This is a genomic window from Methylobacterium sp. ap11, assembly GCF_900110515.1.
GTDB lineage: Bacteria > Pseudomonadota > Alphaproteobacteria > Rhizobiales > Beijerinckiaceae > Methylobacterium > Methylobacterium ajmalii.
Genome location: NZ_FOEB01000018.1, coordinates 64,468 through 83,365 on the forward strand (window position 1 = coordinate 64,468; position 18,898 = coordinate 83,365).

15 protein-coding genes are annotated in these 18,898 nt (G+C 71.7%); 10 read left to right on the forward strand and 5 right to left on the reverse strand.

All coding sequences use genetic code 11. The annotated features are described in order from the left end of the window. Positions 1-55 precede the first annotated feature (55 nt). From BMX97_RS22570 to BMX97_RS22585, 4 genes are all read left to right on the forward strand, one after another. Positions 56-1,027: an aliphatic sulfonate ABC transporter substrate-binding protein gene (locus BMX97_RS22570; protein WP_091753494.1), complete on the forward strand. Its 972-nt coding sequence runs from the start codon at positions 56-58 to the stop codon at positions 1,025-1,027. Positions 1,028-1,111: 84 nt separating this feature from the next. Further along, positions 1,112-1,864, forward strand: a complete 753-nt coding sequence (locus BMX97_RS22575; protein WP_244538595.1) for an ABC transporter permease — start codon at positions 1,112-1,114, stop codon at positions 1,862-1,864. A 236-nt stretch (positions 1,865-2,100) separates the two neighbouring features. Further along, a complete protein-coding gene (locus BMX97_RS22580) occupies positions 2,101-2,883 on the forward strand; it encodes an ABC transporter ATP-binding protein (RefSeq protein ID WP_091753496.1) in 783 nt (260 codons plus the stop codon). Positions 2,884-2,999: 116 nt separating this feature from the next. After that, positions 3,000-3,509 carry an OsmC family protein gene (locus tag BMX97_RS22585; protein ID WP_091753497.1) on the forward strand — a complete coding sequence of 170 codons (510 nt, stop codon included), beginning with the start codon at positions 3,000-3,002 and terminating at the stop codon, positions 3,507-3,509. Between the two features lie 111 nt (positions 3,510-3,620). On the opposite strand, the gene pnp is transcribed toward BMX97_RS22585, so the two are convergent. Beyond that, positions 3,621-5,789: a polyribonucleotide nucleotidyltransferase gene (pnp, locus tag BMX97_RS22590; RefSeq protein WP_091753498.1), complete on the reverse strand. Its 2,169-nt coding sequence runs from the start codon at positions 5,787-5,789 to the stop codon at positions 3,621-3,623. A 245-nt stretch (positions 5,790-6,034) separates the two neighbouring features. Then, entirely contained in the window at positions 6,035-6,304 is a 270-nt protein-coding gene (rpsO, locus tag BMX97_RS22595; protein WP_048427462.1) for a 30S ribosomal protein S15, read from the reverse strand. A 318-nt stretch (positions 6,305-6,622) separates the two neighbouring features. On the opposite strand from rpsO, the gene BMX97_RS22600 reads away from it, so the two are divergent. After that, positions 6,623-7,156: a YciE/YciF ferroxidase family protein gene (locus BMX97_RS22600; RefSeq protein WP_091753499.1), complete on the forward strand. Its 534-nt coding sequence runs from the start codon at positions 6,623-6,625 to the stop codon at positions 7,154-7,156. A 98-nt stretch (positions 7,157-7,254) separates the two neighbouring features. On the opposite strand, the gene xth is transcribed toward BMX97_RS22600, so the two are convergent. The 3 genes from xth to BMX97_RS33880 form a co-directional block, all read right to left on the reverse strand. Next, positions 7,255-8,064 carry an exodeoxyribonuclease III gene (gene xth / locus BMX97_RS22605; protein WP_091753500.1) on the reverse strand — a complete coding sequence of 270 codons (810 nt, stop codon included), beginning with the start codon at positions 8,062-8,064 and terminating at the stop codon, positions 7,255-7,257. Between the two features lie 21 nt (positions 8,065-8,085). After that, on the reverse strand, positions 8,086-9,054 hold the full coding sequence (locus BMX97_RS22610; protein WP_091753501.1) for an outer-membrane lipoprotein carrier protein LolA: 969 nt from the start codon (positions 9,052-9,054) through the stop codon (positions 8,086-8,088). 154 nt (positions 9,055-9,208) lie between these two features. Continuing rightward, on the reverse strand, positions 9,209-12,541 hold the full coding sequence (locus BMX97_RS33880) for a DNA translocase FtsK (protein WP_244538596.1): 3,333 nt from the start codon (positions 12,539-12,541) through the stop codon (positions 9,209-9,211). 1,261 nt (positions 12,542-13,802) lie between these two features. Here BMX97_RS33880 and BMX97_RS22620 point away from each other — a divergent pair. The 5 genes from BMX97_RS22620 (at position 13,803) to BMX97_RS22640 (ending at position 18,882) form a co-directional block, all read left to right on the forward strand. Continuing rightward, on the forward strand, positions 13,803-15,845 hold the full coding sequence (locus BMX97_RS22620; RefSeq protein ID WP_091753502.1) for an NAD(+) synthase: 2,043 nt from the start codon (positions 13,803-13,805) through the stop codon (positions 15,843-15,845). A 78-nt stretch (positions 15,846-15,923) separates the two neighbouring features. Beyond that, a complete protein-coding gene (locus BMX97_RS22625) occupies positions 15,924-16,325 on the forward strand; it encodes a cysteine hydrolase family protein (RefSeq protein WP_091753503.1) in 402 nt (133 codons plus the stop codon). Between the two features lie 241 nt (positions 16,326-16,566). Next, positions 16,567-16,794, forward strand: a complete 228-nt coding sequence (locus tag BMX97_RS22630; RefSeq protein WP_048431149.1) for a hypothetical protein — start codon at positions 16,567-16,569, stop codon at positions 16,792-16,794. Between the two features lie 125 nt (positions 16,795-16,919). Further along, positions 16,920-17,312, forward strand: a complete 393-nt coding sequence (locus tag BMX97_RS22635) for a PilZ domain-containing protein (RefSeq protein ID WP_091753526.1) — start codon at positions 16,920-16,922, stop codon at positions 17,310-17,312. Positions 17,313-17,820: 508 nt separating this feature from the next. Further along, a complete protein-coding gene (locus BMX97_RS22640) occupies positions 17,821-18,882 on the forward strand; it encodes an MBL fold metallo-hydrolase (RefSeq protein WP_091753504.1) in 1,062 nt (353 codons plus the stop codon). Positions 18,883-18,898 lie beyond the last annotated feature (16 nt).

Consider the following 18,898-nt stretch of genomic DNA (forward strand, 5'->3'; position numbering starts at 1 on the left):
GCCCTAGCTTCCCGGCCGGTCGCCATGGAAGGCGCGGCCAGCCAGGGAGAGACGGATGCGCATCCACCGCCGCGCGTTGATCGGGGCCGCCCTCGGAAGCCTCTGCCTCGCCGCCGGCGCGCCGGCCCGCGCGCAGGCCGTCAAGGAGGTGCGCCTCGACTGGGCGACCTACAACCCCGTCAGCCTCGTCCTGAAGGACAAGGGCCTCCTGGAGAAGGCGCTGGTGCCACAGGGGATCACGGTGCGCTGGGTCCAGTCCCTCGGCTCCAACAAGGCGCTCGAGTTCCTCAACGCCGGCTCGATCGATTTCGGCTCGACCGCCGGCGCCGCCGCCCTGTTGGCGCGGATCAACGGCAACCCGATCAAGGCGGTCTACGCCTTCTCGCGGCCGGAATGGACCGCGCTGGTGACCCGGCCGGAGACCGGCATCAAGGCGGTCAAGGACCTCAAGGGCCGCCGCGTCGCCGTCACCCGCGGCACCGACCCGCATATCTTCCTGATCCGGTCCTTACGCGGCGCTGGCCTGACCGAGCGCGACGTGAAGCTGGTGCTGCTCCAGCACCCGGACGGGCGCACCGCGCTCGACCGCGGCGACGTCGATGCCTGGGCCGGCCTCGACCCGATCATGGCGGCGGCCGAGATCGAGAACGGCGACGTGCTGTTCCATCGCGACGCGGCGGCCAACACCTGGGGCGTGCTCAACGTCCGCGAGGACTTCGCCAGGCAGAACCCGGACCTGACCCGCACGGTGCTGGGTGCCTACGAGGAGGCGCGCAAGCTCGCCCTCGCGGACCCGCAGGAACTCAAGCGCATCCTCGCCGCGGCGACGAAGCTGCCCGAGCCGGTGGTGGCGCGCCAGCTCGAACGCACCGACCTGTCGCAGCCGGTGATCGGCAAGCTCCAGGCCGAGACGATCCTGGATGCCGGCACCGCGCTCCTCGATGCCGGGGTGATCCCGGCCGGCACCGATGTCGGCGCCGCGGTCCAGGCGCTGATCGACCCGCGCTTCGGGCCGGCCGCGCCGTAACCCATGGAGGCGAGCCCCTTACCCGTGGCGGCCGCGCCCCTCGTCCCCGCCGCGCGGCGCCCGGTGCGCCTGCCCGGCGGCCGGATGCTCGTCGGGCTCGTCCTGCCGGTCGGCCTCGCCCTCGCCTGGGAGGCGGCGGTGCGGGCGGGGTGGGCCCAGGGGCGGCTGGTGCCGCCGCCGGGCCGGGTCATCGCCACCCTGTGGGGGCTTGCCGCGAGCGGCGAGCTCTGGACCCACGTGCTGGCCAGCCTGACCCGCGTCGTGGCCGGGTTCGGGTTCGGCGCGCTCGCCGGGATCCTGGTCGGGGCGCTCACCGGCACCCTGCCGCCGGTGCGCCGGCTGATCGATCCGAGCCTCCAGGCGCTCAGGGCGATCCCGTCGATCGCCTGGGTGCCCCTGTTCATCCTGTGGTTCGGCATCTTCGAGGCCTCGAAGATCACGCTCATCGCGGTCGGCGTGTTCTTCCCGGTCTATCTCGGGGTGGCGGGCGCCATCGCGGGGGTCGACCGCAAGCTCGTCGAGGTGGGGCGGGTGTTCCGGCTCTCGCGTCTCGCGCTGGCGCGCCGCATCCTGCTGCCCGCAGTGCTGCCGGCGACCCTCGTGGCGCTCCGCACGGGTTTGGGCCTCGGCTTCATGTTCGTGGCAGCGGCCGAGCTGCTCGGCGCCTCGGAGGGCCTCGGCTACCTCCTCCTCGACGGCCAGCAGCTCGGCAAGCCGGACCAGATCGTCGCGGCGATCCTGGCCTTCGCGGCGCTGGGCAAGCTGTGCGACGCGGTGCTGGTGGGGCTCACCGCGCCGCTGGCGCGCTGGCAGGACACCGCGCGGGATTCGCTCTGATACGCCGAGGATGAAAGACTATCCGACGTGATCGACCGGTTTTCTCCCATTTACGACCTCATCCTGAGGTGTCAGTCCATCGGAGATGGACTGACCTCGAAGGAGGGCTCCAGCAGTCGCCGCGTGTCCTGGAGCCCTCCTTCGAGGCTCCCGTCGGTCGCACCTCAGGATGAGGTCGCGGGTGGGATAGAACACGTCGTCGCGATCCGACTCTCGCAGGTCAATCGGGGCTCATCATGCTGATCCTCGACCACCTGTCGAAGACCTACGCCGACGGCACGCGGGCGCTCGCCGACATCTCGCTCACCGTGCGGGCCGGCGAGATCGTGGCGCTGATCGGCGGCTCGGGCTGCGGCAAGACCACGTTGCTGCGCCTGATCGCCGGGCTCGACCGGGCGAGCGCCGGGGGTATCCGCCTCGACGGGGAGGGGATCGCGGGCCCGCATCCGGGCGTCGGCATCGTCTTCCAGGAGCCGCGGCTGCTGCCCTGGCTCAGCGTCGCCGACAATGTCGGGTTCGGCCTCGCCGACCTGCCCCGGGCCGAGCGCCGGGCCCGGGTGGCGCACGCCCTCGAGCGCGTCGGCCTCGCCGAGCATGCCGGGCGCTGGCCCCGCGACCTCTCGGGCGGCCAGCAGCAGCGGGTGGCGATCGCCCGCGCCTTCGTGGCCGCCCCGAAGGTGCTGCTCCTCGACGAGCCGTTCTCGGCCCTCGACGCCCTGACCCGGGCCGGGCTGCACCGCCACCTGCTGACCCTGTGGGAGGAGAGCCGGCCGACCGTGCTCCTCGTCACCCACGACGTCGCCGAGGCGGTGGCGCTGGCCGACCGGGCCGTGGTGTTGCGCCCCAAGCCCGGCCGGATCGACGACACGATCCCGCTGCCCCTGAGCCGCCCGCGCCAGCCCTCCTCGCCCGGCAGCGAGGCCGCCGCCCGCACCATCCTGGCGAGCCTCGACCGCTCGCTGCGCCCGGAGGGCGCGGCCGACCGGGAAAAGCCCGACGCCTCCGCGCTGTGGTGGTGAGCCCGGCGGGCGAGCCGTCCGGTCGATCCGCCTTTGGTCGTGAGTCCCGTCCCCTGGCGAGCGGCCGGGACGGGGTGCTAAGCCGTTCGCCCATAACCCCGGGAGGACGACACGCCATGGACGCCACCGAACTGCGCTCGCTCCAGGCCCCGATCAAGGACCGCTACCGCAGCGATCCGGACGCGGCCGTGATCACCCTGAAGGCGCAAGGCTCCCTCGACGACGGCGGCATCGCCTGCAAGGTCGAGACCGGCCGGGCGCTGGCGGTGGCCGGCCTCCACCCGGCGAGCGGCGGCTCGGGCGCCGAGCTGTGCTCCGGCGACATGCTGCTCGAGGCCCTGGTCGCCTGCGCGGGCGTGACCCTGAAGGCAGTGGCGACCGCGCTGGAGATTCCGCTGCGCAAGGGGCTGGTCAAGGCCGAGGGCGACCTCGACTTCCGCGGCACGCTCGGCGTCGACAAGGGCGCCCCGGTCGGTTTCCGGGTGATCCGCCTGACCTTCGAGGTCGACGCGGACGCACCCCAGGAGAAGCTCGACCAGCTCCTGAAGCTCACCGAGCGCTACTGCGTGGTCTTCCAGACCATCAACCAGAAGCCGCAGCTCGACGTGGTGATGACACGGGGCTGACCGCCCCCGGGGACTTTCTCGCCCCGCCCACGAAAAAAGCGCGGCCCCGAGGGACCGCGCTTTCCTGAAGTGACGGCGGGACCCGCGAGGGCCCCGCCGATCGTCAGGCGATCACTCGCCGCGCGGCTGACGCTCGCGCGAGCGGTCGCCGTCGCGCTGGGCCTTCAGCTTCTCGGTGAGGTCCTCGCCGGTCTCCTGGTCGACGACCTTCATCGACAGGCGGATCTTGCCGCGATCGTCTTGACCCAAGAACTTCACCTTCACCTTGTCGCCCTCCTTCACCACGTCGGTGACCTTGGCGACGCGCTGGGCGGCGAGCTCGGAGATGTGGACGAGGCCGTCCTTGGCGCCGAAGAAGTTGACGAAGGCGCCGAACTCCATCGTCTTCACGACGGTGCCCTCGTAGATCATGCCGACCTCGGCCTCGGCCACGATCGAGCGGATCCAGTTGTAGGCCGCCTTGATCGCCTTGCCGTCGGCCGAGGCGATCTTGATGATGCCGGTGTCCTGGATGTCGATCTTGGCGCCGGTCTTCTCGACGATCTCGCGGATCACCTTGCCGCCGGTGCCGATCACTTCGCGGATCTTGTCGGTCGGGATCTGCATCGTCTCGATGCGCGGCGCGTGCTCGCCGAGCTCGGGACGGGCGGCGGTGAGCGCCGTCGCCATCGCGTCGAGGATGGTGCTGCGACCGTCCTTGGCCTGGGCCAGGGCCACCCGCATGATCTCCTCGGTGATGCCGGCGATCTTGATGTCCATCTGGAGCGAGGTGATGCCCTCCTCCGTGCCGGCCACCTTGAAGTCCATGTCGCCGAGGTGATCCTCGTCGCCCAGGATGTCGGACAGCACCGCGTAGCGCTCACCCTCGAGGATGAGGCCCATGGCGATGCCGGCCACCGGACGGCGCAGGGGCACGCCGGCATCCATCAGCGACAGCGAGGCGCCGCAGACCGAGGCCATCGAGGACGAGCCGTTCGACTCGGTGATCTCCGACACGACGCGGATCGTGTAGGGGAACTCGTGGGCGGCCGGCAGGACCGGGTGCACGGCGCGCCAGGCGAGCTTGCCGTGGCCGATCTCGCGGCGGCCCGGCGAGCCCATGCGGCCGGTCTCGCCCACCGAATAGGGCGGGAAGTTGTAGTGAAGGAGGAACGTCTCCTTGTAGGTGCCCGAGAGCGCGTCGATGAACTGCTCGTCGTCGCCGGTGCCCAGCGTCGCCACGACCAGCGCCTGGGTCTCGCCGCGGGTGAACAGCGCCGAGCCGTGGGTGCGGGGCAGCACGCCGACCTCGGAGACGATCGGACGCACGGTCTTCACGTCGCGGCCGTCGATGCGCGAGCCGGTGTCGAGGATGTTCCAGCGGACCACCTTCGACTGGGCCTCCTTGAAGGCGGCCTTGATCTTCTCGGCCTCGAAGCGGGCCTCGCCCTCGGCCGGCGCCAGCGCGGCCATCACCTTCGCCTTCACGGCGTCGACGGCGGCGTAGCGCTCCTGCTTGACGGTCTTCTTGTAGGCCTCGCGCAGGTCGGTCTCGCAGACCTCGAGCACGGCCTTCTCGACCTCGGAATTGTCCGCGGGCTGGAAGTTGCGCGGCTCCTTGGCGGCCTTCTCGGCCAGGCGGACGATCGCCTCGATGACCGGCTGGAAATGCTTGTGGCCGAACATCACGGCCCCGAGCATCACGTCCTCGGGCAGCTCCTTCGCCTCGGACTCGACCATCAGCACGGCGTCCTGGGTGCCGGCGACGACGAGGTCGAGGGTCGAGCCCTCCATCTCCTGGATGGGCGGGTTGAGCTTGTACTGGCCGCCGACATAGCCGACGCGCGCCGCGCCGATCGGGCCCATGAACGGCACGCCCGACAGCGTCAGGGCCGCGGAGGCCGCCACCATGGCGAGGATGTCGGGATCGGTCTCGAGGTCGTGCGAGAGCACCGTGACGACGACCTGGGTGTCGTTGCGCCAGCCCTCGACGAAGAGGGGGCGGATCGGCCGGTCGATCAGGCGGGAGACCAGGGTCTCCTTCTCGGAGGGACGGCCCTCGCGCTTGAAGTAGCCGCCCGGGATGCGGCCGGCGGCGTAGGTGCGCTCCTGGTAGTTCACCGTGAGCGGCAGGAAGTCGATGCCGGGCTTCGGCTCCTTCATCGACACCACGGTGGCGAGCACCGAGGTCTCGCCGTAGGTGGCGATCACGGCGCCGTCGGCCTGGCGGGCGACCTTGCCGGTCTCGAGCACGAGCTTGCGCCCGCCCCACAGCAGCTCTTCGCGTTGAACGTCGAACATCTTGTCATGCCTTCCTGCGGTCCGGGAGGGCGGCGCCAGCGCAAGACGGCGAGGGGCTCATCCGATGAGCCACCGGCGATCCTGCCCTGGCGGTCGCGGCCCGCGTCTTGACGTGCGGGTCCCGGAATAAGGGCGGCCGGACCCATTCCGGCCCACCCGGGACGAGGAAACCCCTCCTACGGAGAAGTTCGGCCTCCTCGCGAAAACGCGGCCCGGACCGGTGCCCGAACCGCGTGAGGTCCACCTTAGCGGCGGATGCCGAGGCGCTCGATGAGGGCGCGGTAGCGGGCCTCGTCCTTGCGCTTCAGGTAGTCGAGGAGCGACCGGCGCTGCGAGACCAGCTTGAGCAGGCCGCGGCGCGAGTGGTTGTCCTTGGTGTGGGTCTTGAAGTGCCCGGTGAGGTTCTGGATCCGCTCGGTGAGGATCGCGACCTGCACTTCCGGCGAGCCGGTGTCGGTCCCGCCGCGGGCGTGTTCCTTGATGAGCGCGGTCTTGCGCTCCGCCGTGATCGACATCGCGTGTCCTTTCGGTGTTACGGGTTCACGAGGTGCGCGGGCTCCGCGAGGAGGCCGCCTTTCGCACGGGGCTCGGCCGGGCCGGGATGTCGTCCAGCGCGGTCTGCCAAGGCGAAAAACCTCGCCGTGTGCGGGCGAGGGTGGTGGAGCCTATACACGATCCGCCGGTCCTTGCCACTCCCCCGGGTTCCGTGGCGGTCCACTCCCCACGCGCGGTTTCGTCACGCCCTCATCCGGGGGTGTGGGAACGGCCGAGCTCGAACCCGAATACCCCCAAGCAGTTTGCCCGCCACTCCCAACGCCCCGAAAGGATGCGCGATGACCCCGACCGCGGCCCACACTGCTGCCGAGACCGTGCAGGCGATCTACGTCACGGCCCTGCGCAACACCCACGCCCTGGAGAAGCAGGCGGCTCAGATGATCCAGCGCCAGATCGAGCGCTACGAGACCTATCCCGACCTGACCCAGGCGCTGCGGCTGCACAAGAGCGAGACCGACCAGCAGGTCACCCGCCTCGCCGACCTGCTTCACGGCCACGGCGAGGACCGCTCGCTCCTGAAGGACGTGGTGACCCAGACCGTCGGCAACGTCGCGGCCTTGGTCCACAGCGTGACCGGCGATGAGGTGCTCAAGAACCTCTATACCGACTACTCGGTCGAGACCTACGAGATCGCCGCCTACACCTCGCTGATCGCGCTCGCCGAGGAGGCGGGGCACGGCCGGGACATCGAGATCCTGCGCCTCTCGCTCAAGGAGGAGGAGCGGATGGCCGAGGCGGTGTTTGCCCAGATCGTACCGGTGACCAAGGGGTTCGTCGCCCGGGAGGCCCGCGGCGAGAAGGCGGACCGGTAGGGCGGACCGCGCGAGGCCGCCAGCGGCGCGTTGCATCTGGCGGCCTCACTCTTCCGCTCCTGACGATAGCGGTTCGAAGCCGGGCTCCCGTCGAGCCTCTACAGCTCCATTTCCACTGTCACCGGCACATGGTCCGACGGCTTCTCCCAGGCCCGCGCATGCCGCGCCACCGTCACCGACTTCACTGTCTCGGCGAGGTCGGGCGTGACCCAGATGTGGTCGAGGCGCCGGCCCTTGTCGGCGGCGGCCCAGTCGGGGGAGCGGTAGCTCCACCAGGTATAGATCTTCTCCGGCGGCGGGCGCAGGTGGCGCATCGTGTCGATCCAGCCGGCCTCGCCCCTTAAGGATTCCAGGCGCTCGGTCTCGATCGGGGTGTGGCTGACCACGTCGAGGAGCTGCTTGTGCGACCAGACGTCGTGCTCGAGCGGCGCCACGTTGAGGTCGCCGACGAGGATCGCCGGCCCGGCGGGGCGCCGGCCGCCCCAGGCGCGCAGCTCGTCCATGAAGGCGAGCTTGTGGGCGAACTTGTCGTTGAGCTTCACGTCCGGCACGTCGCCGCCGGCCGGGACGTAGAAGTCGTGGATCGCGATGCCGGCCGCAGGGCCCGCCTCGGGCCCGAGCACCGCCGAGATGTGGCGGGCGTCCTGGCGCTCGCAGAAGCTCATCACCTCGCGGGTGACGAGCGGCAGGCGCGAGAGGATCGCGACGCCGTTATAGCCCTTCTGCCCGGCGAAGACGACGTGCGGGTAGCCGAAGCCCTGCAGCTCCTTGAGCGGGAAGCGGTCGTCCGGGCACTTGGTCTCCTGCAGGCAGAGCACGTCGGGCTTCGCCTCGTCGAGGAAGCGGCGCACGAGGTCGATGCGCAAGCGGACCGAGTTGATGTTCCAGGTACTGACGGTGAGGCGCAACGGTCGGGTACTCGCAAAAAATCAGTTCGGGCGGGCCTGCTGCATCTTGGCCTCGAGCTCTTTGTCGACCGCCCGTCCGTAATTGATGACGAACAGCATGCCGTCGACGGCGCGGCCGCGCTGGAGGTTGGAGAGCAGCACGGTGGTCTGGTAGCCCTGCGGGTCGGTGATCCGCCACTGGCTCAAGGTCTTCATCGCGTCGTCGAAGTAGAGCGCGATGCGCGACGTGCCGCCGAGCGTCGAGCGGTCGTCGAGCACGATGCGGATGCCGCCGGGCTCGGCCGAGACGTCGGTGACGGTCAGGTCGCGGGCGAGGTCGATCTTGTCGCGCAGCAGGAATTTCAGCGGCGTCTGCGAGATGAAGTAGAGGTCCTGGGTCGCGAGCTTGCGGTCGCGCACCGCCACAGAGGTCCCGTCGGCGATCACCTCCAGCGTCGAGGGCTGGTCGTAGTCGAAGCGCAGGCGGCCGGGCTTGGCGAGGGTGAGCTTGCCGCCGATCTTGCGCCCGTCGGCGCCGATCTGGACGAAGTTGCCGGTCAGCGTCGTGACGCCGTTGAAGTAGGCGTTGGCACGCTCGATCACCGCGGCCGGGTTACCGGGATCGACGGCGGTGGCCGGGGTGACGGCGGCGACCTGCGCCGGCGCGGCGGCCGGCACCGCGGCGGTCTCGACCGGCTCGGGCGCGGCGCCCTTGCCGCCGCCGAGCGAGGCCGGCCGGCGCGGCGGCAGCGGCGCCCTGGCGGAGGAGCCGGACGCCTGACCGCTTGCTTGACCGCTTGCTTGGCCGCTTCCTTGGCCGGCCGTCGGGGCCTGGCCCGGCGCGGCGTCCGGCTGCGGCGCCTCGGCGGCCGGGTCCTTGCGGCCGAACAGGCCGTCGAGGAACGACGACACCTGCGCCTCGGCGGGGGCCACGCTCAGCAGGGCGGCGACCGAGAGGGCGGCGCCGAGGGACGCCGCGCGAAGCGGGCCGGAGCGGGGACGGCCGGTCATCGGCAGGATTCTCCGTGTGGGCGGACGGGGAGGGACCGGAGCAGGCCGGCACGGGGATGCCGGTGCCCCGCCCACCCGGGAAGCGGATGTGCCACGAGGGGACGGTCTCGCCATAGAGCCGCCCCCTGTGGCGAATATGCGACGGCGGGGCCGCTCACGCCTCGTCCGATCCGGGCTGCGGGGCGGGCTCGATCAGGATCTCGCGCTTGCCGGCATGGTTGGCGGGGCCGACGATGCCCTCGCGCTCCATCCGCTCCATCAGCGAGGCGGCGCGATTGTAGCCGATCTGAAGACGGCGCTGGATGTAGCTCGTCGACGCCTTCTTATCGCGCAGGACCACCGCCACCGCCTGGTCGTAAAGGTCGGCGGTGGGATCGCCGAAGCTGCCCTGGTCCATGACCGGGGTGTCCTGCGCGGCGGCGGCCGCGGCCTCCTCGGCCTCCTCGTCGGCGGTGACCGCCTCGAGGTACGAGGGACGACCCTGGCGCTTCAGGTGCGCCACCACCTGCTCGACCTCGTCGTCCGAGCAGAACGGGCCGTGCACGCGCGTCGTGCGCCCGCCGCCCGCCATGAACAGCATGTCGCCCTGGCCCAGAAGCTGCTCGGCGCCCATCTCGCCCAGGATCGTGCGCGAGTCGATCTTGCTCGTCACCTGGAAGGAGATCCGGGTCGGGAAGTTCGCCTTGATCGTGCCGGTGATCACGTCCACCGACGGGCGCTGCGTCGCCATGATCAGGTGCAGGCCGGCGGCCCGCGCCATCTGGGCAAGACGCTGGATTGCCCCCTCGATGTCCTTGCCCGCCACCATCATCAGGTCGGCCATCTCGTCGACCACGATCACGATGTAGGGCAGGGCGGAGAGGTCCATGACCTCGTCCTCGTAGACCGCCTCGCCGGTCTCGCGGTCGAAGCCGGTCTGGACCGTGCGGGTGATCACCTCGCCCCGCGCGCGGGCCTCCGCCACCCGGGCGTTGAAGCCGTCGATGTTGCGAACGCCGAGGCGCGCCATCTTCTTGTAGCGCTCCTCCATCTCCCGCACCGCCCATTTGAGGGCGATGACCGCCTTCTTGGGGTCGGTGACGACCGGGGAGAGCAGGTGCGGGATGCCGTCGTAGACCGACAGCTCCAGCATCTTCGGATCCACCATGATCAGGCGGCACTCCTCCGGCTTCAGCCGGTAGAGCAGCGACAGGATCATGGTGTTGATGGCGACCGACTTGCCCGAACCGGTGGTGCCGGCGACCAGCAGGTGGGGCATGCGGGCGAGGTCGGCGATGATAGCCTCGCCGCCGATATTCTTGCCGAGGCAGAGCGCGAGCTTCTGCTTGGTCTCGGTGAAGACCGGCGAGGTCAGGAGCTCGCGCAGGTACACGGTCTCGCGCTTGAGGTTCGGCAACTCGATGCCGATGGCGTTGCGGCCCTGCACGACCGCGACGCGGGCCGAGATCGCCGACATCGAGCGGGCGATGTCGTCGGCGAGCGAGATGACGCGGCTCGACTTGGTGCCGGGCGCCGGCTCCATCTCGTAGAGCGTGACGACCGGGCCCGGCCGCACGGCGAGAATTTCCCCGCGCACGCCGAAATCCTGGATCACCTGCTGCAGCTGGAGGGCGTTGTCCTCCAGCATCTCGGGATCGAGGTTGCTGCCGTCCGATTCCCGCGGCTCGGCCAGGAGGTCGACCGAGGGCAGCTCGTAGGGAACCTCGAAACGCGCGGCCTGGCGCAGCGGGATGGTGGCGACCGGCGCCAGGATGTCGTCCTCGTCCTCCCCGTCGTCGTCGGCATCGAGGCCGAGATCGACGGCGAGCCCGGTCGTGCCGATCACGAGGCCCTGCGGCTCGGACGGGGCGGGCGACCACGCGGGTGCCGCGGCGGAGTACCGCTCGGCGGACGGGTCGATGGCGATGACGTCGGAGGACGCCGGCTGCGGCGCGAAGCCCGCGGCCGTCGGCATGGCGGGCGCCGCAAGCGTCTCCGGCTGCGCGAGGCCCGGCTCGGGTTGCGGAGCGGCAGGCTCCGATTGCGCCGCGACAGGCTCCTGTTGCACGGCAACAGGCTCCTGTTGCACGGCAACAGGCAGGATGATGCGCGGCGGGCGCGGCGGGGAGGGCAGCGTCGGGGCCGGCGGTTGCGCGTTCTGGCGGCCGGTCGGCACGTACACGAAGGGCTGGACCACCTGGGGCGCCGCGGCCGGGGCGGGCTCCGCGGGAGTGGAGGCGACCGGCAGCGGCTCGGACGGGATCGCCGATCCCAGCGGCTGGGCATCCGCGGCGATGAACGACCACGGCACCGGCGCGAAGGAGAAGGACGTGGCGGCAAAGCCCGTCGCGGTCAGGGACGCCGGCGTGAAGGCAGGCACCGCGGAGTCGATCGCCGCGAACCCGCCGACGACCGGCTCGGAGGGCTCGTCGGCGACGACCGGCGCGACCTCGACCGCGGGGGCGGGCAGGGCCGGCGCGACGAATTCGGGCTCCGCGGGTGCAGGCAGGAGGATCGCGTCCGCCAGCGGCGCATAGGTGAGCGCCAGCATCGGCGCGGGCGCCGGCAGCAGGATCGTGGCAGGCGGGAACGTCCCGTGAGCCTCGACGGCCTCGACGGCCGGGCCGGCATGGATCGGGGCGGACTCCTCGACCTCGGCGATATCCCGGACCTCGGCGACACCCTCGACCTGGGCGACAGCCTCGACCCGGGCGACGTCCTGCGCCGGCACGGAATACGGCTCCGTCGAGGGGGCGGGCATCGCGGACGCGGCGACCTCGGCCACCCAGTCGGCGATGGGCGCGGACACCGCCGTCTCCGGCACGACGGCCTCGACCGGCTCGGGCTCCGGCTCCTGCAGCGGACGGTTGTCCTGCTCTTCGGCTGTCGAGAGCGGGTGGGTCCAGTCGTGCTGCAGCAGGCGGTCGAGGGCGTAGACCGGGCGCGGCGGCAGGGAGCGCAGATGCGAGACGTCGACCGGCACCAGGATGGCGGCGTCGGGCACGTCGAACGTCACGGCCGGCGCGGCTGCGGCGTCCGCCGCCTCGACGGCAAGGTCGGGCACCGGCGGCAGCGCTTCGGGCATCGCCGCGACGCTCCCGGGCGCCGGTTCGGGCAAGGGAGCGAACAGGGTGGCGGGACCGAACAGGGGTGCGGGACCGAAGACGACGGGCCGGACGGCCGCCGTTTCGACCTGCGCGCATTCGAACCGCACCGGCTCGACCGAGATCGGCGCGGCGACGAAGCAGGCGGCCACCGGCGCGACGCCGGAGGGGTCCGCGACCGGAGAGGCCCCGGCTGACGTCTCCGGGGTGACGAGGTCCGCGAAGGGCTCCACCGTCGCGGCGGCGATCGGCTCGGCCGCCGGCACGGACTCGGACTCCGTGTCGCCGACCGCGGCCTGCGGCGCGGGCTCGGTCGGAGCGGACTCGACCGGGGCGACCTCCTCGGCGGGATGGCGTAGCAGGTGGTCCGGGGTACGGGTGAAGCGCACGCCCGGCGGCAGCACGAAGGGCTGGCGCCAGATCGGGACCGCCGCGGCGGCCGCGGCGGCTTCCGCCTCGATCCGGGCGGCCTCCGCCTCGGCTTGCGCCGCCTGGGCGGCCGCGAGCTCGGCGGCGGCGCGGGCTTCGGCCTCGGCCTCCGCGGCGCGCTGGGCCTCCTCCCTCTCGCGAACGGCCTGCTCGCGCCGGCGCTGGCGCATCTGGAGTACGTGGTCGGGCGTGCGGGTGAAGCGCACGCCGGCCTCGGGTGCACGCTCCGGCACCGCCCGCGCCCGCGCCTCGGGCTCGCAGGGCGCGTCCGGCTCGGCGTCCCGGCGGCGGGCGCGGGTCAGCACGGCCCGGGCCGGGCCGGCGGGCGGGATCGGCATGGCCCACCCGCCTTCGGGAACGAGGGCCGGATCGGGCGCCCAGGTCGAGGCGCGGCGCGGGGCCGCCGGCTCGGGCGCGACCATCACGGCCGGGGGTGCCAGGCCCTCCGGCTCGTCGGGAAGGAAGGACTCGACCGGCGCGGGCGCGGCCGGCGGCACGAAGGCATCGGCGGCCCGCGGCGGAGCGGTGGACCGGGCCGGCGCCCCGGGAGACGCCGCGGGGCCGTAGCCGTGGGCCTCCCGCTCGCGGACCTGCACCGGACGGGGCGCGACGGGTCGCGGCGCCTCGGTCGGGACGGGGGCGGGCGTCGGGACCCAGGGCTCGGGAGAAAAAGCCTCTTGCGAAAAAGATTCGGGCGAAAAAGCTTCGATTTGCGGCGCGAAGGACGCCGCCGCCCGCGCCGGCCGGGGCGCGGGATGGGCCGGCGGGGCGAACGGGCTCTGGGTCCAGGGCTCGGGCGGGGCGGCCGGAACCGGGCCGGGCTCGGGCGGCGTCGGCCGCACCAGCGCGTCGGCCATCCAGCTCGGGGTGGCGCGGCGGCTCAGGGTGTAGTCGCGCTGGGCCGGCGGGGCCGGCGGCGCGAAACGGCGGGCGAGGATCGCCCGCAGGTTCATCACGGTCTGCGCCAGGACGCCGAGGGGGCGTCCCCGGTGCTCGGACGGGCGCAGATGGTCGCGCACCCGCTGGGGCGCACGCGGCGAGGAGTCGGAGAAGGGTGGCCGTCCCGATTGTCTCATGATGCCGATTTGAGTGTGGGCGGCCCGCGGCCGCATCGCATGGGCCCAGTTAGCCACGGCATCGTTAACGCCGGATTAGGCACGGGACCCCGGGTACCGGGCCGCGGGCCGGCGCGTTAAGGAACGGGCGCATTTCCGGCGAGAAGGGGCTGCCCGCACGATGTTCCGATCCCTCTACCGGCACGGTTTCGCCCGGGTCGCGGCCTGCGTCGGCCGCACCCACATCGCCGACCCGGACGCCAACGCGGCCGAGATCCTGCGGCTGGCGCAGCGCTGCGACGCGGACGGCACGGCGGTGGCGGTGTTTCCCGAGCTGTGCCTGTCGGGCTACGCGCTCGAGGACCTGCTGCTGCAGGAGACGCTGCGCGAACGGGTCGAGGCGGCGCTCGCCGGCCTGGTCGCGGCGAGCCGCGCGCTGATGCCGGTCCTCGTCGTCGGCGCCCCCCTGCGCCATCGCAACCGGATCTACAACGCGGCCGCGGTGATCCATCGCGGCCGGTTGCTCGGGGTGGTGCCGAAGAGCTACCTGCCGAACTACCGCGAATTCTACGAGAAGCGCCACTTCGCCTCCGGCGCCGGGGTGACCGGCGAGACGATCCGCGTCGGCGCCCTGGAGGCGCCGTTCGGCACCGACCTGCTGTTTCCGGCCGAGGACCTGCCGGGCCTCGTCCTCGGGGTCGAGGTCTGCGAGGACATGTGGATCCCGGTGCCGCCCTCGGCGCTGGCCGCGCTCGGTGGCGCCACGGTACTGGCCAACCTCTCGGGCAGCCCGATCACCATCGGGCGGGCCGACAACCGGGCGCTGCTCTGCCGCTCGGCCTCCTCGCGCTGCCTTGCCGCCTACATCTACGCCGCGGCGGGCCCGGGCGAATCGACCACCGATTTGTCCTGGGACGGGCAGACCGCGATCTACGAGGACGGCGAGGCGATCGCCGAGGGCCCGCGCTTCCCGGCCGAGCCGCAGGTGACGAGCGCCGACATCGACCTCGACCGGCTGGTCCAGGAGCGGGCCCAGATGGGCAGCTTCGACGACAACGCCCGGCAGGTCCTGGGCGCCGCGCCGGCCTTCCGCCGGGTGCCGTTCCGGGTGGCGCCGCCGGAGGCGGATCTGGGCCTGCGCCGCACGGTCGAGCGCTTCCCCTTCGTGCCGGCCGATCCCGCCCGCCTCGCCCAGGATTGCTACGAGGGCTACACGATCCAGGTCGCCGGCCTCGTCCAGCGCCTGCGGGCGATCGGCACCCGGCGGGTGGTGATCGGCATCTCGGGCGGCCTCGATTCGACCCACGCGCTGATCGTCGCCGCCCGGGCCTTCGACGAGCTCGGCCTGCCGCGCACCGACATCCTCACCTACACCATGCCGGGCTTCGCGACCTCGGACGAGACCAAGGGCAACGCCCACCGGCTGATGGCGGCGCTCGGCACCCGCGCGGCCGAGCTCGACATCCGCCCGGCCGCCCGCCAGATGCTCGCCGACATGGGCCACCCGTTCGGGCGGGGCGAGGAGGTCTACGACGTCACCTTCGAGAACGTGCAGGCGGGCCTGCGCACCGATTACCTCTTTCGGCTCGCCAACCAGCACGACGCCATCGTGATCGGCACCGGCGACCTGTCGGAGCTGGCGCTCGGCTGGTGCACCTACGGCGTCGGGGACCAGATGTCCCACTACGCGGTCAATGCCGGGGTGCCCAAGACCCTGATCCAGCACCTCATCCGCTGGGTCATCGCCTCGGGCCGGTTCGAGGCCGAGGTCGGCGCCACCCTGGACGCCATCCTGGCCACCGAGATCTCGCCCGAGCTGGTGCCGGTGCGGGAGGGCGAGACGATCCAGAGCACCGAATCGAAGATCGGCCCCTACGCGCTGCAGGACTTCACGCTGTTCTACACGCTGCGCTACGGCTACCGCCCCTCGAAGATCGCCTTCCTGGCGCTGATGGCCTGGGAGGATGCCGGCCGCGGGCCCTGGCCGCCCGGCTTCCCGGAGGCGAAGCGGGGGGCGTACGCCCTGCCGGAGATCCGGGCCTGGCTCGTGGTGTTCCTGCGCCGCTTCTTCGGCTTCAGCCAGTTCAAGCGCTCGGCCCTGCCGAACGGGCCGAAGGTGGCGGCGGGCGGCGCCCTCTCGCCCCGCGGCGACTGGCGCGCGCCCTCCGACGGCAACGCCCGGATCTGGCTCGACGAGCTGGAGCGCAACGTCCCGCACGACTAGACCAGAAACCCCATAGGAGTATCGGAGCCGGTCGGGCCCCGGGGCCGTGAGGAGCCCCCTCACGGGAGCCCGACCGCGATGGCCACCATTCCCACGCAGACCGACGCCCTGCCGAACGGCCCGCTCGATAAGCGGGCCGTGCCTGTCTGCGTCGACATGCCGAACCTCTTCGCAGAAGAGACTGACTCGAACACGCCCCGGATGGAGCCGGGGCTGAAGAGCGCGGTGCAGGCGCGCCGGGCCGAGACCCTGGTGATCACCTGCGGCGAGACCGACATCTGCGTACCGGCGAGCGTGCTCGGGGCCTTCGACCGCCGCGACCGCATCGTGCTCGCCGCCGACGGGGTGTGCTCCTCGTCCGACGAGACCCACGACGCGATGATGACTCTCTACGGGCAGCGCTTCGGTCGGCAGCTCGAGGTCGCGACCGTCGACCGGATCCTGCACAACTGGAATTTGTCCGAGTTGATGGAGCGATAAGACCGCGCACGCCCCCGTCATATCCCTGCTTTTCGCATTGTTTCCCGTGTCGTCCCACGGTTCCCGGGTCGCACGTTTTCGTGATTGCACGGCTCTGTGCCGGACCGCACTTGGCGGAACGGTCGAGATTGCGGTATCGCCATGCGGGACGGCGCGACATAGTCTCGGCCCAATCGGGCCTTACCGGATGGACGCCATGGTAGCACCTGCGAGGGCAGCACCTGCGAGCGGAGGCGATCCGATGCGAAGCTACAACCTGTTCTGCCTGAAGAGCCTCGACGGCTTGGTCTGTGCGGTGCCGGAGGATTACGCCGTGCCGGCCTTCGTCACCGAGGCGCGCTGGGCCTTCGGCGGCAAGCTCGACGGCAGCACGCCTCGGCCGGTCGGCTTCGACGGCGCGGCGGCTGCGACCGCGGTGCGCTTCAACGGCTTCTACCTGTTCCAGAGCATGGGCGGCGGGCACGGCTGAGATCGGGTGCGCCGTCAGGGACGGGGACTCGCGGATCGCGGCGAACATTCCTTAAAGGTCCGCGAGGCATCATGGCCGCGAACCGAAACCCGCGAGGCCGAACGGGGCTGGCCGTGATGTCCGACATGTCCGAGCTGCGCAGGGAGACCCGCCTGCGGACGTTCCTGAAGGGACGCATCATCTTCAACAACGGCAATTCCAGCATGGATTGCCTGGTCCGGGACCTGTCGGGCTCCGGAGCGAGGCTGATGCTGAGCCAGACCGCGACGCTGCCAGGCGGCTTCGATCTGTTCATCCCCGCCAAGGACCGCACCCACAAGGCGACCCTGCGCTGGCGCAAGGACGACAGCATCGGGGTGACCTTCGCCGACGAGCCGGTCCGCGCCCCGGCGCCGGCCGCCGCGGAGCCGTCGATGGCCGCGCTGCTCGCCCGCATCCACGAGCTCGAAGCCGAGAACGCCGCCCTGCAGCGGCAGCTCAAGGAAGCGGAGGCGATGCTGCTGGAGCGGACCGCGTAAGGATCTCCCGATCCGATCGAACCATTGTCGTCACGGGGAGGCGCTAAGGCCGCCTCGACGTGGCGCCGATGCGCGTCGTCGGATCGCCGCACGGCCTGCCTGCTCGGCAGGGTGCAGCGTGACCGCGCTTGCCGGGACGGTCACCTGACCGAACATGCGACCACCCGCCCCAACATGCGAAGGGCCACCCCGTCGCCAGGGCAGCCCTTCCATTGCCGAACCGCGGTCCGACCGATCGATCAGAATTGCATCAGCAATTCCGCAGGATCATTACCGATCCCGGATAGCTCGTCGTGCGCTCAGGCCGTGAAGCCGGAGGCGACGATCCAGGTCCGGCGCGCAGACGACCGCGGCTGATGACAATGAGACACTGGATCACCTCCTTCCTGTTGTTGCTGATGGGATGAATGTAACCGTTCGCCGGATTTGTGCAATGCGGTTCGGGCGCGGCGAAGGGTCCGCGGGAGCGCATCTTGACCTCGGCCCGCGACCGGGCATCTCCGCAGGCATGAAGAACCGTGGCTTCCTCAAGTTCGCCAGCGCCATGACGGTGATGACGCTCGGCGGCGTCGGCTACGCCGCGCACCGGCGCAACCGCAACCCCTATTACAAGGGGCCGGCGAGCGATCATTTCGACGGGGTACGGTTCTTCTCGCCGGGACAGCCGCAGGACAAGGGCGTCGGCGAGGTGGCGCGCTGGCAGCTCGGCGGTGGGCGGGAGGCCTGGCCGGCCCGGGTCCCGAGCCCGTTCCCGCAGGACGCGCCGCCGGAGCGGGTCGAGGGATTGCGGGTCGTGCATATCGGCCACGCCAGCCTGCTGATCCAGGTCGCGGGCCGCAACATCCTGGTCGATCCGGTCTACGCGCGGCGCGCGAGCCCGGTGGGCTTCACCGGCCCCAAGCGCGTCAATCCGCCGGGCATCGCCTTCTCGGCGCTCCCGCCGATCGACGCGGTGCTGATCACCCACAACCACTACGACCATCTCGACGGGCCGGTCCTGGCCCGGCTCTGGGCCGAGCACGCCCCAACCTTCGTGGCCCCCCTCGGCAACGACGCGATCATCCGCAGCTACGACGCCACGATCCCGGTGGAGGCCCGGGACTGGGGCGGATCGGTCGATCTCGGCGGCGGGATCGTGGTCCATCTGGTGCCGGCCTATCACTGGTCGGCCCGGGGCGTGAACGACCGGCGCATGGCGCTCTGGTGCGCCTTCGTGCTCACCACGCCGCGGGGCGTGCTCTACCATGTCGGCGATACCGGCTACGGTGACGGGGCGATCTTCCGTCCGGTGCGGGAGCGCTTCGGCGCGCCGCGCCTCGCGACCCTGCCGATCGGCGCCTACGAGCCGCGCTGGTTCATGCAGCCCCAGCACATGAACCCCGAGGAGGCGGTGCGGGTGTTCCGCGAGGTCGGGGCCGAGCAGGCGCTCGGCCACCATTGGGGCACGTTCCGCCTGACCAACGAGGGCCCGGGCGAGCCCGCCGAGGCGCTGGGCCGGGCCCTCGCGGCGGCGGAGTTCCCGGCGGACGCGTTCCTGGCGCTGCGCCCGGGGCAGGTCTGGGGCGGGTGAGGGGAGCCCGGGCGGG

Coding starts and splice junctions, on each gene's coding strand:
- BMX97_RS22585 (WP_091753497.1), top strand. CDS start 3,000: ATGGACGCCACCGAACTGCGCTCGCTCCAGGCCCCGATCAAGGACCGC.
- BMX97_RS22625 (WP_091753503.1), top strand. CDS start 15,924: ATGGCCACCATTCCCACGCAGACCGACGCCCTGCCGAACGGCCCGCTC.
- BMX97_RS22620 (WP_091753502.1), top strand. CDS start 13,803: ATGTTCCGATCCCTCTACCGGCACGGTTTCGCCCGGGTCGCGGCCTGC.
- BMX97_RS22575 (WP_244538595.1), top strand. CDS start 1,112: ATGCTCGTCGGGCTCGTCCTGCCGGTCGGCCTCGCCCTCGCCTGGGAG.
- BMX97_RS22600 (WP_091753499.1), top strand. CDS start 6,623: ATGACCCCGACCGCGGCCCACACTGCTGCCGAGACCGTGCAGGCGATC.
- pnp (WP_091753498.1), bottom strand. CDS start 5,789: ATGTTCGACGTTCAACGCGAAGAGCTGCTGTGGGGCGGGCGCAAGCTC.
- BMX97_RS22640 (WP_091753504.1), top strand. CDS start 17,821: ATGAAGAACCGTGGCTTCCTCAAGTTCGCCAGCGCCATGACGGTGATG.
- rpsO (WP_048427462.1), bottom strand. CDS start 6,304: ATGTCGATCACGGCGGAGCGCAAGACCGCGCTCATCAAGGAACACGCC.
- BMX97_RS22635 (WP_091753526.1), top strand. CDS start 16,920: ATGTCCGAGCTGCGCAGGGAGACCCGCCTGCGGACGTTCCTGAAGGGA.
- BMX97_RS22580 (WP_091753496.1), top strand. CDS start 2,101: ATGCTGATCCTCGACCACCTGTCGAAGACCTACGCCGACGGCACGCGG.
- BMX97_RS22630 (WP_048431149.1), top strand. CDS start 16,567: ATGCGAAGCTACAACCTGTTCTGCCTGAAGAGCCTCGACGGCTTGGTC.
- BMX97_RS22610 (WP_091753501.1), bottom strand. CDS start 9,054: ATGACCGGCCGTCCCCGCTCCGGCCCGCTTCGCGCGGCGTCCCTCGGC.
- BMX97_RS22570 (WP_091753494.1), top strand. CDS start 56: ATGCGCATCCACCGCCGCGCGTTGATCGGGGCCGCCCTCGGAAGCCTC.